The 16,218-nt window shown below is 51.2% G+C and carries 14 protein-coding genes; 13 read left to right on the top strand and 1 reads right to left on the bottom strand.

Going from position 1 to position 16,218, the window contains the following annotated elements; genetic code table 11:
* Positions 1–229: 229 nt before the first annotated feature.
* From MITSMUL_RS01205 to MITSMUL_RS01250, 10 genes are all read left to right on the top strand, one after another.
* Complete coding sequence (locus MITSMUL_RS01205) at positions 230–1,468, top strand: M20 family metallo-hydrolase (RefSeq protein WP_040635246.1); 1,239 nt, start codon at positions 230–232, stop codon at positions 1,466–1,468.
* 39 nt (positions 1,469–1,507) lie between these two features.
* Complete coding sequence (locus tag MITSMUL_RS01210; RefSeq protein ID WP_005839193.1) at positions 1,508–2,668, top strand: NAD(P)/FAD-dependent oxidoreductase; 1,161 nt, start codon at positions 1,508–1,510, stop codon at positions 2,666–2,668.
* Positions 2,669–2,680: 12 nt separating this feature from the next.
* Positions 2,681–3,463: an electron transfer flavoprotein subunit beta/FixA family protein gene (locus MITSMUL_RS01215; protein WP_005839195.1), complete on the top strand. Its 783-nt coding sequence runs from the start codon at positions 2,681–2,683 to the stop codon at positions 3,461–3,463.
* Positions 3,456–4,427, top strand: coding sequence for an electron transfer flavoprotein subunit alpha/FixB family protein (locus MITSMUL_RS01220; RefSeq protein WP_005839196.1), 972 nt, complete (start codon positions 3,456–3,458; stop codon positions 4,425–4,427). The genes MITSMUL_RS01215 and MITSMUL_RS01220 overlap by 8 nt, the downstream gene beginning before the upstream one ends.
* Before the next feature lie 39 nt (positions 4,428–4,466).
* Complete coding sequence (gene allE, locus MITSMUL_RS01225; protein ID WP_005839198.1) at positions 4,467–5,249, top strand: (S)-ureidoglycine aminohydrolase; 783 nt, start codon at positions 4,467–4,469, stop codon at positions 5,247–5,249.
* Between the two features lie 135 nt (positions 5,250–5,384).
* Positions 5,385–6,665, top strand: coding sequence for a dicarboxylate/amino acid:cation symporter (locus MITSMUL_RS01230; protein WP_005839200.1), 1,281 nt, complete (start codon positions 5,385–5,387; stop codon positions 6,663–6,665).
* A gap of 12 nt (positions 6,666–6,677) precedes the next feature.
* Positions 6,678–7,910 carry a M20 family metallo-hydrolase gene (locus MITSMUL_RS01235; protein ID WP_005839202.1) on the top strand — a complete coding sequence of 411 codons (1,233 nt, stop codon included), beginning with the start codon at positions 6,678–6,680 and terminating at the stop codon, positions 7,908–7,910.
* 33 nt (positions 7,911–7,943) lie between these two features.
* Positions 7,944–9,326 carry an allantoinase AllB gene (allB, locus tag MITSMUL_RS01240; RefSeq protein WP_005839204.1) on the top strand — a complete coding sequence of 461 codons (1,383 nt, stop codon included), beginning with the start codon at positions 7,944–7,946 and terminating at the stop codon, positions 9,324–9,326.
* Between the two features lie 15 nt (positions 9,327–9,341).
* Positions 9,342–10,697, top strand: a complete 1,356-nt coding sequence (gene allB, locus MITSMUL_RS01245) for an allantoinase AllB (RefSeq protein WP_005839206.1) — start codon at positions 9,342–9,344, stop codon at positions 10,695–10,697.
* Positions 10,698–10,735: 38 nt separating this feature from the next.
* Positions 10,736–12,085, top strand: coding sequence for an NCS1 family transporter (locus tag MITSMUL_RS01250; RefSeq protein ID WP_040635249.1), 1,350 nt, complete (start codon positions 10,736–10,738; stop codon positions 12,083–12,085).
* Positions 12,086–12,114: 29 nt separating this feature from the next.
* On the opposite strand, the gene MITSMUL_RS01255 is transcribed toward MITSMUL_RS01250, so the two are convergent.
* Positions 12,115–13,698: a PucR family transcriptional regulator gene (locus tag MITSMUL_RS01255; protein WP_005839210.1), complete on the bottom strand. Its 1,584-nt coding sequence runs from the start codon at positions 13,696–13,698 to the stop codon at positions 12,115–12,117.
* A gap of 355 nt (positions 13,699–14,053) precedes the next feature.
* On the opposite strand from MITSMUL_RS01255, the gene ylqF reads away from it, so the two are divergent.
* The 3 genes from ylqF (at position 14,054) to MITSMUL_RS01270 (ending at position 16,216) form a co-directional block, all read left to right on the top strand.
* Positions 14,054–14,977 (top strand): ribosome biogenesis GTPase YlqF, encoded by a 924-nt coding sequence (ylqF, locus tag MITSMUL_RS01260; RefSeq protein WP_005839214.1) that lies wholly within the window; start codon positions 14,054–14,056, stop codon positions 14,975–14,977.
* Positions 14,974–15,753: a ribonuclease HII gene (locus MITSMUL_RS01265; RefSeq protein WP_005839216.1), complete on the top strand. Its 780-nt coding sequence runs from the start codon at positions 14,974–14,976 to the stop codon at positions 15,751–15,753. Before ylqF ends, MITSMUL_RS01265 begins: the two co-directional genes overlap by 4 nt.
* Before the next feature lie 106 nt (positions 15,754–15,859).
* On the top strand, positions 15,860–16,216 hold the full coding sequence (locus tag MITSMUL_RS01270) for a YraN family protein (RefSeq protein ID WP_040635251.1): 357 nt from the start codon (positions 15,860–15,862) through the stop codon (positions 16,214–16,216).
* Positions 16,217–16,218: the final 2 nt, after the last annotated feature.

Here is a 16,218-nt window from a genome sequence, read left to right on the forward strand (position 1 = left end):
TGTATGGGGACTCAAACGGCAAAGATTCGTTCAAAGATTCATGGCTTGATTTTTATAGTATACAATATGCCTAATTGTATACAGTTAAAATATGCAGTGTGTATATTGTTAAGCAAGCGCATTCCCGCTATACTGTAACCATAAAAGGCGATATAAAAGATGCAGCGGCGCATTAGTAAAGTAAAATGTTACTTATGCGTCGCTTTGTCTATTTAGGAGGTACGATTTTATGAAAGCAGATGCAGCACAATTGAATGATTGGCTAATGAGAATCGATACCTTCAATGCAACGCCTGGAGAAGGTACAACCCGAGCCGTCTATACAAAGGAGTTCTATCGAGCTCGCGAATATTTAAAGAAAGAAATGCATGACCTCGGCCTTGAGATCCATGAGGATTGCGTCGGCAATATCTATGGAGAATATAAAGGGCGTCATCCAGAATGCCCTCCTGTCTGGACCGGTTCACATATCGATACGGTTCCGCATGGTGGGCGCTATGATGGAATGGCTGGTGTGTTCGCAGCCTTGGAAGTTATCCGCATGATGAAAAGTGATGGCTATCAGCCGAAACGGAGTATCTTCGTCAATGCTTATGCTGGAGAGGAAATGAGTCGTTTCGGGATGTGCTGTATTGGCAGTCGCGCGATTGTTGGTCGCATTCATCAGCAAGATTTAAAGGACGCAAGAAATATGGCTGGTGAGAGCATCTTTGATGTCCTCAGCCATGATGGTTTTGAGCCAGAGCGATTCAATCGAGACTTTTCTACAAAGCCGAGGGTCCACGCAAGTCTTGAGCTGCATATCGAGCAAAACAGGATCTTGCAGGACAAGGGCATCTCTGTTGGTATTGTCACTGGCATTTGTGCACCGACAAATCTGCGATGCGAGATTCATGGCATTCAATCGCATGCCGGCGGCACGAGTATGGAGGATCGCCGCGATGCCTTTATGGCGTCAGCTGAGATTGCTCTGGCACTCGAGCACTTAGCGAAAGCCTCAGATAGTGAATACATCACGGGAACAGTCGGCGCGATGAAATTGGACCCTGGCGCAGCAAATGTCATTCCGGGGCAAGCGAATTTCTCCATCGATATCCGCTCCATCTCGGCACAGGATAAGGATGACTTGGTCGAGGCATTGCAGGGAAAGATTGATGAAATCACAAGGAACCGCGGTGTTACCTATCAACTGGAACAGCTGAATAACGATACACCGTACATCTGCAGTCCGCGCCTCCGAGAACTCTTGCATGAAAGTGCCAAAGAACTGGAGCTTCCTGTACTCGATATGATCAGTGGTGCTTATCATGACAGCCTGATGTTGGGGGACATCACAGATGCAGCGATGATTTTCATCCCCTGTAAAGATGGCATCAGTCATGACCGGAAAGAATCTATTGATATGGATGATCTTGCTAAGGGCACAGACCTTTTAGCGGCCACCTTACGCCGCCTTAGTGAAGAATAAGGATAGGATATTCTGTATTAGGATAGGAGAGAAGACATTATGGCAAAGAAGAAGATTTGCATTATCGGCGGCGGTATTTCTGGTACGGCTCTTGGTTATAATCTGAGCCTCTATGATGATGCAGAAGTCACGCTTTATGAAAAAGGCCGCATCGGTGCTGGCACGACATCGAAATCAGCTGGCACGGTATGCCTGTTCGATGATTCCCTGAATAATCGCTATTGGGATGTCCGCCTTTATGGTTTTGAGACATACTGTAAGATGGAGCAGGAAAAAAAGGGATCGGCCGGATTTGACAAGACGGGCACGCTGGTCTGTGCATTGGATGAAAAAGACGAAAAACGCATCAAGACAGGTATTGCACTGGCAAAATCCGCAGGTTACACGGGTGAATACATCACGGATAAAGACCGAATCAAGAAGATTCTTCCGATGATTGATCCGGATTCCATTATCGGTGCAGGCTATACGGCAGATGATGGGTACTTCGATGGTACGATGATTTCCAATAATTTTGCCAGCAAGATGGAAGCGAATGGCGCAACCGTCATCATCGGTGTTGGTGTTACGGATATCAAGGTAGAAGGTGGAGCAGCTGTTGGCATTACGACATCGGAAGGCAAACAGGAAGCTTATGATGTCATCGTGGACTGCACGGGGCCGTGGAGCCGCTTCACGGGCAAGATGGTCGACCTTGAAGTGCCAATCTGGCACACGAAGGCAGAAGCATTCTTCATGGCACCATCTGAAAAGCTCGACTATGTATTCCCCATCCTGAAATTCCCGGCATTCTATGCGTTGCGCGCCGGCAACAACATCTTCATCTGTAAATCGCATCTGTCGATGGACCTGGACAATCCAATGCATGCGGGCCAGTGGGACCCGGATAAACTGCCGGAACGCGGCGGCACAGATGATTATTTCATTGAGTTCCTGTTCGAGCAGATGGAAAAGAATGTTCCTGGCTTGGTCGATGCAGGCCTGAGTTCATCGTGGCTGTCTTATCGTGCAGAGCCACGCGATTTCCTGCCAATCATTGGTGACACGCCGGTCAAGAACTATCTCCTGGCCACGGGCTATGGCGGAAATGGTGTCATCGAGGCACCGGCAGTCAGCCGTGATCTGGCAAAATACATCATGCGAGGCGAAAGCACATTGCTCCTCGAAGAATGGGCATTCTCGAGACTGTTGAAGAAATGAGGCGGATGACGCATGAAGATAGCAATCTGTATAAAACATGTTCCCGTCAGTGAAGATGTAGAAATCGATCCGGTTACGCATAGTGTCCGTCGTATCGATGCAACGTGCGATATGAATCCCTGTGATCTGAATGCGATGGAGATGGCTGCTCAGCTCAAGAAAGCAACGGATGGCAGTATCGATGTCTACACGATGGGGCCGGATGGTGCAGCGACATCCTTGAAGAAGTGTCTAGCCCTTGGGGCAGATGAGGCGTATCTCCTGAGCGACCGCAGCTTTGCCGGTCGTGATACACTCGGCACGGCTCGTGTACTTGCCGATTTTGTCAAACGCAAATCATACGACATCGTTTTCACTGGAGCGGAATCCAGTGATGGTGCAACCGGGCAGGTTGGTGCTATGCTCGCCGAACTTCTCAGCATGCCGGATGTCGCCGATGCCGTATCCGTAGAGCCGGATGGAGACGGTGCACTGCTTATCGGCAAAAAGATGCAGCAGGGGACGTTGAAAATCAAGGCAAGAGGACCAGTCCTCTTAGCGGTACCATTTGGCTGCAATGAACCGAAACTCCCGACACTGCGTGCGCAGATGAAAGCGAACCACAAAGAGATCCATGTCTTGACGGGGAAGGACTGCGATCCATCCGTCCTCGAGAACCTGGAAGTCAAGTCTGTCGTCACGGATGTATATCCAGCGCCAGAGACAAATAAGCAGGCGAAGGAGATTACAGGTACTCCGAAGGAAATCGCCGTAAAGATCCAGAAACTTTTGGAAGGAAGTGAGCAGGATGTCTGAGATTGTTGTTTATGCACAGATCACCAAGAACGGTCTGAATCCGGAGGCAGCCGAGCTCGTCACTGCCGCACAGGAAGTCGCAAAAGTTTCTGGAGAAACCATCACCGTTCTCGCCGCTGATGACCAGGCACCTTCGTATGAAGATGCACTGAAGCTGGATGGCGTTTCGGATGTTATTCTCCTGCATACGGTCGGCATCGATGAAATGCAGACGGATGTGCTGAGCGAGGTCATTGCAGATGTCATCACTTCCCGTGATGTGTCGACGATTCTTGCGCCGTCGGAGCATCAGGCCAGAGCTTTGCTTTCGCGTATTGCTGTAAAGCTCGACGCGGGCATGACAGCAGCCTGCAAAGAACTGAAGCCAGAAGCCGTAGATGGCAAGGTAGTCGTCCATCAGATCAAGAGCTCATTTGGCAGTCAGGGACTCGTTACGTGTGATATCACGACAAAGCCGGCAATCATCACGTTGATCCCAGGCTCCTACGAAGCAGCACCCCAGACAGGGACGCCGAAGATCCAGGTCATCGAAAAGGAAAATCTGACATCGGCTCTTGAGGTTCTGGCCTTTGAAGAGAGCCAGTCGGCAGGTAACCTTCTGGGTGCAAGGCGCGTGGTCTGCGTTGGCAAAGGCGCCATAGAAGGAGAAAACTTCAGTCTGGCAAAATCTTATGCACAAAAAATCAATGCTGCATTTGCTGGCAGCCGTCCGATGGCCGATCAGCACTGGATTGATTTTGAGGCACAGATTGGTGAATCCGGTACGGTTATCCGACCAGAAGCCTGCCTAATCTGTGGCGTTTCCGGTGCCATCCAGTTCACGGAGGGAATCAAGGGAGATCCTTTGGTCATTGCCATCAACAAAGATCCAAAAGCCCCGATTTTCGGTTTTGCTGATTACAAAGTCGTTGCCGACATGAAGGATATCTTACCAGAGCTCCTGGCGGCAGCCGACCCAAAATAAATTTCAAACTTTTGTTTTCTAGGAAAGGAAGTATTTGATATGAGTTACTTGAATGGTCAGACGGGTTACCGTAAAGACATCCTGACGAATCGTTCTGTCATTGGCAATGGCTATGTCATCCTGGAACCGGACGGACTCGTCAAGAACGTTGTACCGGGCTATTCGGATTGTGATGTCACGATCCTCGGCACGCCGCAGATGGGCGCTACGTTTGCTGATTATCTTGTCACGGCACATGCAGGCGGCAAGAACACGGGCATTGGTGGCAATGGCATCGAGTCGTTCCTCTATGTCATAAGCGGATCGGTGAGCGTCACGAATGCAGATAAAGAAGCAGAACTGACGGAAGGCGGCTACATCTTCAGTCCGGCAGATAAGCCATTCACGTTCGAGAACAAGAGCGGTAAAGATGCCAGACTCTATGTCTATCGCCGTCGCTATATCCCACTTGAAGGAACGAGCGCTCACACAGTAGTCGGCAACATCAATGATGTTCCTTACATGGACTATGAGGGCATGAAGAATGCACAGAGCAAAGATTTCTTGCCGTCGGCAACGGATCTTGGCTTTGATATGAACATGCACATCCTCAAGTTCGAGCCGGGTGCATCGCATGGCTACGCAGAGACGCATTTGCAGCAGCATGGCATGCTGTTCCTCCAAGGCAAGGGCATGTATCTCTTGGATGATCAGTGGATCCCGCTCAAGAAGGGCGATTATGTATTCATGGATTCTTACTGCCCGCAGGGCTGCTACGCCGTTGGCACGGAAGACTATATCTACATCTATTCCAAAGACTGCAACCGTGATGTAGAACTGTGATGCCAGTAATCGGCAGCCTGGTCTTTTAACCGCATAGAAAGAGGACAAGGGAGTCTGAACTTGTCGGAGTATTTCCGGCTTGTTCAGGCTCTTTTTGTTTAAACGAACGAAAGCTTCGAGAAAGGGAGCGATATTATGAAGGGCAAATCAGGGCTTTCTTTGACCATGTGGATCATCATTGCCACAGTTGTCGGCATTATCTTTGGTTCTGTCGTTGGCCCATGGGCAACAAACTTGAGATTCATTGGTGATATCTTTATCAACCTGATCCAGATGTCAGTTGTCGTACTGGTCATGACAGCCGTTGCCGGGGCCATTGCTGGACTCGGTGGGAATGGGTCTGGGAAAATGGGCTTGGTTGTATTCGCGAGCATTGTCGTCTTTACCTTGTTGTCTGCTTTCCTTGGACTTGGCTTAGGCCTTTTGGTCCAGCCGGGACTTGGTATCGATATTGGCACCACGGCTTCTACTGCGCAGATAGCAGATACTTCTATCACGAAGACACTAGTAGGTTTTGTGCCGACGAATATTTTCTCATCGATGGCATCGGGCGCCATGGTTCCATGTATCCTCTTTTCTATCTTCTTTGGTGCATGCACAGGCATCTATCAGCGTGACCATCATACTACCATCGTTACGGATTTCCTGACGGCTGTCAATGGCGTCATCTTGGAGATCATCAAGGCTGTCATGAAGGTCGCTCCAATCGGCATCTTCTGCCTGCTGGCAAATGTAGCTGGTGGTACGGGATTTGCCGTCATCATGCCAATGCTCAAGTTCCTTGGCTGCCTGCTCATCGGTGATGTGATCCAGTTCCTTGTCTACTGTCCTGCTGTTGCGGCTATCTGTGGCGTCAATCCGATGAGAATGCCGAGCAAATATGGAAAGATGTCGATGATGGCACTGACGACAACGTCGTCGGCAATCTGCCTGCCAACCAAGATGGAAGACATGGTAACAAAGTTTGGTGTCGATCGCAAAGTCACAGACTTCGTTGGTCCAATCACGATGTCGATGAATAGCTGCGGTGCCGTCCAGTGCTATGTCCTCGCCATCCTCTTCATGAGCCAGTCCACGGGAATCACGCTCTCTCCGATGCAGTTCGGCATGGCTATCTTGCTGGCCGTCCTGATGTGCATGGGAACAATCGTTGTCCCAGGTGGCATGATTGTCGTCTACACCTTCTTCGCTACAACGATGGGACTTCCGACCGAATCCGTTGCCATCCTCATTGGTATTGACTGGTTCTCGGGTATGTTCCGCACACTGATGAATGTCGATGTCGATGTCCTGGTTGGCATGCTCACCAGCAAGGCCCTTGGCGTATTCAACAAAGGCGTCTACAACGATGAGACAGCTGTCTCTTATATCGATGCTATAACAAATCCTGGACCTGTGGCAAGTCCGGGAAAATAAAGGAGAATCGCAATGGATAAGAAAATCAGTACGGCACGCATCCGCAAGAACCTGGAAGACCTGAAAGCCTTTACGGCAACACCGGGCAAGGGATGCACGCGTATGCCGTTTTCCAAGGAAACAAGAGCTGCGGCAGAATATCTGAAAGCAGCGATGAAAGACGCTGGCCTTGATGTGGTGGAAGACTGTGTCGGCAATATCATCGGCACACGCAAGGGCAAAGACAGCAGCCTGCCGGCCATCGTCTGCGGATCACATTATGATTCTGTATATAATGGCGGCGATTACGATGGTATCGCTGGCGTGGTGGTAGCGATTGAGTTGGCGCGTATCTTGCAGGAAGAAAATGCGATGCTCGATACGGATTTCGTCGTTGTAGCCTTCATGGATGAAGAGGGATGTCGCTTTGGTACGGGCTATTTTGGTTCGTATTCCATCCTTGGTGAGATGGATGTGGAACAGTGCAAGCGCTTCAAGGACCGGGATGATATCAGTGTTTATGACGCCATGCAGCGTTATGGCCTGGACCCAGAGAAGGTTACGGAGGCTGCCTGGGACAAGAACCGCATTGGCCATTATATCGAGATGCACATTGAACAGGGGCCTGTCCTCGATGCAGAGAAACTGGAGTTTGGCCTTGTCAACTGTATCGTTGGCATTCAACGTTACTTATTCACAGTACATGGCCGTTCGGACCATGCAGGGACGACGCCGATGCACATGCGCAAAGATGCTGTCGATATTGCGACGAAAGTCATCAGCAAGATCGGGGATCTGGCGCGCGCTGAAGAACCAGGTACCGTGGCGACGGTCGGATTTATCCATGCCGTCCCTGGTGGCATGAATGTCGTTGCTCAGGAGATGTCCTTCAGTGTCGATATCCGCTCGACAAAGAACGAGATCATCGACAAGATTGCCAAGAAGATACAGGCGCTTTTGGAAGAGGAAACGTCGAAATGTGGTGCATCGTATTCGTACGAGACAAAACTCAGCATCACGCCTGTCGATATGAGCAGTGCAATGCTGGACATGATGGAAGATTCCTGCAAGAAACATGGCTACCAGGCCATCCGCATGCCAAGTGGCGCTGGTCATGACGCACTGGCCATCGGCCAGCATCATGATACCGTCATGCTCTTTGTGCCGAGCAAAGATGGACGCAGTCATTGCCAGGAGGAGCATACGGAGTATGAGTCCTTCGGCAAGGCGACAGAAGTCTTATACGATTTGATCCATACGCTGTAAGGCGTGACAGCTGCTAGTATAGCTGTGATTATCATGGGGGCGAAGATGATGTTTGATTTGGTCGTGAAGAATGGCAGGATTGTCACATCTGATCAGATTTTTTCCGCAAATGTTGGCGTGAAGGGCGAAATGATTGCCGCGATTTTTGCACCGGGGCTGCCGTTTGAGGCAAAAGACGTGATTGATGCAAAAGGGAAATACGTATTCCCTGGCGGCATTGACAGCCATGCGCACCTGAATGATCCAGGATATAATTGGCGCGAAGATTACACGCATGGTACAGCAGCTGCTATCGTTGGCGGCTATACGACCATCATCGATATGCCCTTGCAGAATGAGCCGGCGATGACCAATGGCAATATCATGGATAAGAAACTGGAAATCGTTGCGCCACAGGCTTATACCGATTACTGTTTCTGGGGTGGACTGGTCGACTATAACTTTGCTGACCTCAAAGAACTCGATGTAAAAGGCTGCGTCGCCTTCAAGAGTTTCATCGGGCCGGTCTCTCCCGATTATGTACCGCTGACCATTGGTCAGGCGCGCGAAGCGATGGAGATCCTCAGGGAATTCGATGCGAGAGCCGGTTTCCATTGTGAGGACTATTCCCTGATCAAATGGGGCGAAGAACGAGCTAAGCGCAAAGCAAAGCCAGATTGGCAGGATTTCCTGGATTCACGCCCGGTCATTGCAGAGCTCATCGCGACGCAGAATATCATCGAATGTGCCAGAGAAACTGGTGCTAAAGTGCATATCTGCCATGTCAGCCATCCGAAGGTCGCTCAGGCAATCAAGGAAGCACAACTCGATGGCGTGGATGTCACGGCAGAGACCTGTGGGCACTATCTGAGCATGACCGATAAGGATGTATTGGCGCATGGAAGCCTCTTCAAATGCGCACCACCTCTGCGCAGCGCAGAAGATGTCGATGCGCTCTGGCATTATGTTGAAGATGGCACGCTTTCTTGCATCGGTTCCGATCACTCTCCCTGTGAGCTCAGCGAAAAGAGTGAGGAAAAGCATGGCATCTTTGGGGCATGGGGTGGCATTTCGAGCATCCAGAGTACCATACAGGCAGCCTATAGCGAAGGTGTTGTCAAACGGGGAATCAGTCCAACTGTCATTGCCCATGCCATTGGCGAGGGCCCTGCCCGTGTCTTTGGACTCTATGGCAAAAAGGGCGCCATCCGTCCAGGGTTCGATGCGGACATGGTCATCCTCGACCCGGATGCCAAATGGGAAATCACAGCAGATTCCCTGTACTATGTCAATAAGATTTCTGCTTTTGTCGGCATGAAAGGGCAGGGGCTTCCCGTCTGCACTATCCTGCGAGGTAAAGTCATGGCCCGAAATGGCAAATTGGTCGGTGAAAAAGGCTTTGGAAAATTCGTAAAGAAACAGTGGGCAGAAGGATGATGGGGGTGCTTTACCATGTCGAATACTTATTCATTGCTGATCCGTGGCGGCAAGGTCATGCTTCCTGAGGGAATGCAGCAGGTCGATATCGCTGTCGAGGGAGAAAAGATTGTTGAAATCGGGCCATCTCTTTCTGGCTCCGCAGACCGTGAAATCGATGCCACGGGAAAAGTAGTGTTCCCTGGTACTTTTGATGGTCACGTGCATTTCGATGAGCCTGGCCGTACAGAATGGGAAACCATCAAGGACGGCAGCGCAGGTCTTGCAGCTGGTGGCGGCACGACATTCATCGATATGCCGCTCAACTCCAGTCCTTGCTTGCTCGATAAGGAAGAATTCCAGAAAAAATATGATATTGCCAGCCATGATTCCTACACGGATTTTGGGTTCTGGGGTGGCTTGACGCCCGACAATCTCGACCGGCTCGAAGAATTGGCTGCCTGTGGCGTGGTCGGATTCAAGGCATTCTCTTGCTACAGCGGCATCCCAGAGTTCAAGGGCATTGATGATTATTCCGCACTTAAAGGCATGGAAATCATCAAGAAGCTCGGGCTCCCTCTCATGGTCCATTGCGAAAATGATGCACTGACCGCAAAACTCGGGGCTGAACAGGCGGCAGCTGGACGCGATGATGCCTGGGCGTATTTTGCGGCACATGCTCCCATCACAGAGATTGAGAGTATCACGCGCATGATCACCTTCGCCGAGGAAACGGGCGTCAAGCTGATCATCGCGCATGCATCCCTTGGCAAGAGCATCGACATCATCAATGCAGCGCGTGTAAGAGGTGTCGATGTATCAGTAGAGACGATCGGGCAGTACCTGATCCTGACGGATGAAGAGGTCGCAGCTCTCGGCCCAGTGGCAAAATGCTCGCCGCCGGTCCGCAGCAAGGAGAACCAGCCACTCATGTGGGCACATCTCTTGGCAGGTGATATTGATTATGTGGACTCCGATCACTCTCCGTCCGACCCATCTTTGAAAGAGGGCGTTTCTTTCATGAAGGCATGGGGTGGCATCGCTTCTGTACAGCACACGCTGACAGGGCTGCTTACGCACGGCTACCATGCGCGGAAAGTGCCATTAGCAAGAATCATGAAGCTGACCTGTGAGAACATGCCAAAATCTCTCCGGATTGAGGGAAAAGGAAAGATCGCGGTAGGCTATGATGCAGATTTTGCACTGATAGATCTGAATCGAGAATACATCCTGAAAGCCGACGATATCCTTTACAAGCATCATGTTAGCCCCTATATGGGGACGCGCTTCAAAGGCGCTGTCGATGAGACAATCCTTCGTGGACAGACCATCATGAGAGATGGGAAAATCATCGGCACGCCGCGTGGCCGCATGATCATGTGCAAAGGATGACAATCTACCATGAATTACCAGAAAAAGGAGTGGTCTCCATGTGTGTAGCGATAAACAAGGCAGCAGGAATCGATGAATCACTGCTGCCCAAGAAGCCGGAGGAACGGAAGCTCAATCCGTGGAACTATATGTCGATGTGGCTCGGAGATGGTGTAAATCTCGGTAATATGACTCTCGGTGGAAGTCTTGTCGTTGCGGGTACAGCCATGATGAATATCTACCAGACACTGGCGGCGGCGTTCATTGCCATTGCAATCATATCCGTGATTTTTTCTCTGAATGATAGTTTTGGCTATAAGACAGGAATCCCGTATGTCATGCAGCTCCGCATGTCCTTCGGTGCCAAAGGCAGCATCATCTCATCACTGCTCCGCGGCATCCCTGCCATCGTATGGTATGGTTTCCAGAGCTGGATTGGTGCAACGGCACTGAATGAGATACTGAAGATTGTTGCTGGCATCGATCAGCAATTCATGTGCTTCATCGTCATGCAAGCTGTGCAGATTGTCCTCTCTTTCTTTGGTTTCAAGGCCATCAAATGGGTAGAATCGATTATCTCGGTTGTCATTATGCTGGCACTGCTCTATGTCTTCTATATCCTTCTATCTCAGCATAGTGCAGAAATCGTCAGTACGTGGGTTGATGCGGAAGGAACCTGGGGAATTGAATTCTTTGGCTTCATCATGGCATTCATGGGTAACTATGCGGCAATTTTTCTTTCTGCTGCGGATTATTCACGCGAACTGGAACCTGGCATCAGCCATGGAAAACGCGGCTTGCTGTATTTCTGTCCGATTGCTCTGGCTTATGGAACCGTCCTCTGCATCGGCGCTATGCTCGCATCGGTAACGGGGATTTCCAACCCAGCAAAGGCCATTCCGATGGTCGTTAATAATCCGTCAATCAGTGTATTCATTTCCGCATTCATCGTCATGGGTGCTGTCGCTGTAAATATGGTTGCCAATATCGTGCCGCCTACCTATGTCACGGTTCTCCTGACGAAGGTACGCTATCGTATGGCGGTTATCATCACTGGCGTGCTTGCTGTATGCAGCTGCCCGTGGATCTTAGTGCAGGATTCTTCGGCTATGGGGTTGACCTACTTCATCCTCATCTATTCCGCATTCCTCGGTCCAATTGTTGCCATACTCTTGATTGAGTACTACATTCTGCGCAAGCAAGAAATTGATATTGCGACGATTTATTCCTCAAAAGAATCTATGCCGGGATACAATAAAGCCGCTATCCTTGCCATGTGCCTAGGAGCTGTCGCCGCTTTCCTAGAGGTTAAGCTGGCATGGTGCCTCGGATTTTTTATTGGGGGTATAGCGTATTATTTCCTCATGAAATATACTTCGCTTGGTGCAGGATTCCGCACGGACATATGAACCTATAAAATAAAAGAATTCACTGGAGTTTACTGTTGGATATCGAGAGCGAGAAGCGCAAGGTAAATCAGATGATTTTCTTCTGCGTTGTCAAACTGGATGTCCAGCAGTTCTTTTATTTTCTCGATGTGGTTGATGGTTGTATTCCGGTGCAGATACATCGACTTTGCTGCCAGGCTGGCATTGTAGTTTGCGTTTAGATAAGCACGGAGTGTTCCTGTTAAATTGGTATGATGCTCATGATCATATTGGAGGACAGGCTCTAGGAAATTGCGGATCAGGATAGCCTGATTTTGGGGGTGATTACCTATCATAAGAGCAGGGAGGAGATGCAGGTATGAGCGGATTGAACCAGTATCTTTGGTATTGGTATTCAGTGCTGTCAGGCTTTCCTCTAAGGACTGGCGAATCGATGCTACGCTGTTATGGCAGCTGCTGATACCGATGGGGATAGGAGAATTTGCATATGGTTTCCATTTCTTTATCAGTCCTCGAGCGAATTGGCGTACTGTATGCAGCGCTTTGAGAGGATGGCAATCCGTAGGGAATAAGAAAAAGCAACAGAATATGTTATTGTTCGTGCAGATGAAGGGAGTAGAGAATCCAGCCGCTGTTTGCAGGACATCCTGCTTCATCTTGGACATCATATCATTGGAAAGCCCTTTTACCGCTGGCAGATTGGTTGTCAGGCAAATCCATGATTTGTGAAAATCAAATCCGTAAAAGAGGCAGAGATTCTTGATTTCCTGTTCGGTCAGTTTCTGTTTCTGCATGACTACACGCAGAAAGAAAGACGAATGATGTTCGCGATTCTGAAGGCTGAAGTTCTGTTGCTCGAAGGCGAGTGCTAATAGTCTTAAGATACATTGCCAGAAATCTTCTGGAGGAATCGCCTGATCTTTTTTATAAAAAATCAGAAGTCTCCCCATTTGGTTGGGAAGATCCATGCTCTGCATTTTGTGTGTAGCGTTTTTCAGCATTAGTTTTTCTATGGCAGTGACACCTTGGCTGTAAGCATTTTCCATGATTCGCTGAAACCACTCATCATCTGGAAGCGTATTTGTTGGAGCAATAGAACAGAGTGGCATTTCTTGTTCATCAACCAGGCTTACCGGCATTTCTAGGAAATCAGCGAGTTTCTGTAACAGGTCATCCCAAGAGGAACGGTTGAGTACATCATCCATGAAATTTTGGATGAATTCTTGCCGTGCAATCGGCAGAGCATGCGCTTCGATATCTAGCTGATTGAAAACAACCTGAGAAATGGTAGAAAAACCGTAGAAGAAAGGCAACTCGATGATCGGGAAGTCGAGTTTTGCCGCTTCATCCAGGATGGCTTCTGGAATTGACCGAAAGTAACGACGAATCTTGATGGCAAGTGCAGCGCATCCGAATTCTTTCAGGTCGCGGACAATACTGCGCTGCAATTCTGGGTTGTCCAGAAATATAAAGCCTGTCGTTAAAATCAACTCATCCTTCTTGAACCACTTGCTGACATCTGGATTATCCAAAACATTCACGCTTCGAATGGGGCTGTTGATGTGATTAAAGCTGGTGAGTAAGCGCAGATTACTCAGGCCACTTTCCTTCAGTAGCCATTTGATTGTTGGCATAGAACTCCTCCCTCACAAAATGGAACCCTTGCATCCCTATACTAGCAGTCCGTCCTTATCTTCGATTACCATCAGTATAGGTCATGAAGCATATTCGTGCAATACCGATTTACACAGACTGTTCTACACTCTCTGGACTCGTAGTGCCGGACTGATGACATTGAGATGAACAAATGATATTCGGGAGGGCGCCCCGTACTGTCCTGACTTTACAAGGCGCAAGAAGTCCGATACAATAAAGATAGCTGTACAAGTTGGTACAGCTGTCTTTCTCTATTATAAGGAAACACCTCTCGGTTGATGAGAAAATGGGCTTGCCCACCATGGGGCAGATTTTGGAGGAATAAGGATACAGATGGATAAAGAAACAAGAAATGACCTGCCGGGAATCCAGTGGTTCCCTGGCCATATGAAGAAGGCGCAGCGGCTCATCGAGGAGAACCTCAAGCTCGTCGATGTTGTCATCGAGCTGCTCGATGCGCGCATCCCGGCGAGCAGTGCCAACCCGATGCTCGCCGAGATCATCAAGGGCAAGCCAAGGCTCATCGCGCTCAACAAGTCGGACCTCGCGGATGCGGCGAGCACGAAGCGCTGGCTCGCGTATTTCCGCGCGCAGGGCATTCCGGCGGTTGCGATTGACTCGGTCAAGGGACGCGGCATGAAGCAGCTCGTCGCGAAGGCGGAGGAACTCGCGCGTCCGAAGACGGACCGCTTCGTCAAGGCTGGCGGTCGTCCGCGCGCGGCGCGCTGCATGATCCTCGGCATCCCGAATGTCGGCAAGTCGTCGCTCATAAACCGCCTGGCCGGTGCGGTCAAGGCGAAGGCGGCGGACAAGCCGGGCGTGACGCGCGCGAAGCAGTGGATCAAGATCGGCGCGGCGCTCGACCTGCTCGACACGCCGGGCATCCTCTGGCCGAAGTTCGAGGACCAGACGGTCGGCCTGAAGCTCGCGTTCACGGGCGCGATCAACGATGAAATCTACGACCGCGAGCAGGTCACGGCGCTCTTGCTCTCGGTCATGCGCCGCGACTATCCGGAGCGCTTGCAGGAGCGATTCAAGTTCAAGGGCGAGATGCCGGAAGACGGGCTGGCGCTGCTCGAGGCCATTGGCCGCAAGCGCGGCTGCCTCGTCAAGGGCGGCGTGGTCGACCTCGAGAAGGCGCAGAACATCGTGCTGACGGAGTTCCGCAGTGGCAAGCTCGGCCTTGTCACGCTCGATGAGGTGCCGCAGGCCCCTGCAACGGAACCGGCCGGTGAAGAGCGGGGGGATGAGGCATGAAGGCTGTCGCAGACTGCACGATAAAGGAGCTCGAGGCAGCTTTGACGGCGGGCCCGGTCAGTGAGGAATTCCTCGCCGCCTGCCGCGAGGACCCGCGCAAGGCGGCGGCGCGCCTCGTGCGCCGCTATGAAAAGGCGCAGGCGGAGCATGAGCGCCTGCTGAAGCTCTACGCCTACGAGCACGCTGCTTGGGCGCGCGGCCACGAGATCGTGGCGGGCGTCGACGAGGCGGGCCGCGGCCCGCTTGCGGGGCCGGTCTCGGTGGCGGCCGTCATCCTGCCGCACGACCTCTGCCTGCCGAAGCTCAACGACTCGAAGAAGCTCTCGGCGAAGGTCCGCGAGGAGCTCTTCGATGAGATCCAGGAGAAGGCCATCGCGGTCGGCACGGCGCTCATCGACGCGCAGACGATCGACCGCGTCAACATCTATCAGGCGACAATCAACGGCATGTACGAGGCCATCTTCTCGCTGCAGCCTGCGCCGCAGGAGGTCCTGATTGACGCGGTGCCGCTCGACCGTCTGCCGATGCCCTCGGAGTCGATCATCAAGGGCGATGCGAAGTCCGCCTCGATTTCGGCGGCCTCGATCATCGCGAAGGTCACGCGTGACCGCCTCATGGATGAGTACGACAAGATCTACCCGGAGTACGGCTTCGCGCAGCACAAGGGCTACGGCACGGCGCAGCACATCGAGGCGCTCAAGAAGTACGGCCCGTGCCCGATTCACCGCCGCTCTTTCGAGCCCGTGCGTTCCATCGCCTACGATTTTGATGTGTGACGATGGCGTCCATGAAGCTTGACGCATTTCCCCGCAGCCCGTATAATAGAACTATACGAATTGTTTGATAATTATTTTGGCAATCATAGGGAATGCGGAGAGGCTTATGGACACGACGACGATTGGCCGTCAGGGCGAAGAGGCCGCGGCCGTTTTTCTAGAGCGGGCTGGTTACGAGATTCTTGCGCGCAATTTTCGCACGCCGCGCGGAGAGATCGACATCGTGGCCAGCAAGGGGCGGATGCTGGCCTTTGTCGAGGTCAAGACGCGGCGCACGCAGCGCTTCGGCCGGCCGGCAGCTGCTGTCGACTATCGCAAACAACAGAAGATCATCCAGTCTGCGCACTGGTTCTTGCGGCAGAGACATCTTGAAGGTTGTCTCTGTCGTTTTGATGTCATTGAAATCTATCGCGCAGGAGAGCGCTGGCAGATTGAGCATCTGCCTGGCGCCTTTGAGACATGACA

This window comes from Mitsuokella multacida DSM 20544 (genome assembly GCF_000155955.1).
In the GTDB taxonomy this organism is placed as follows: domain Bacteria; phylum Bacillota; class Negativicutes; order Selenomonadales; family Selenomonadaceae; genus Mitsuokella; species Mitsuokella multacida.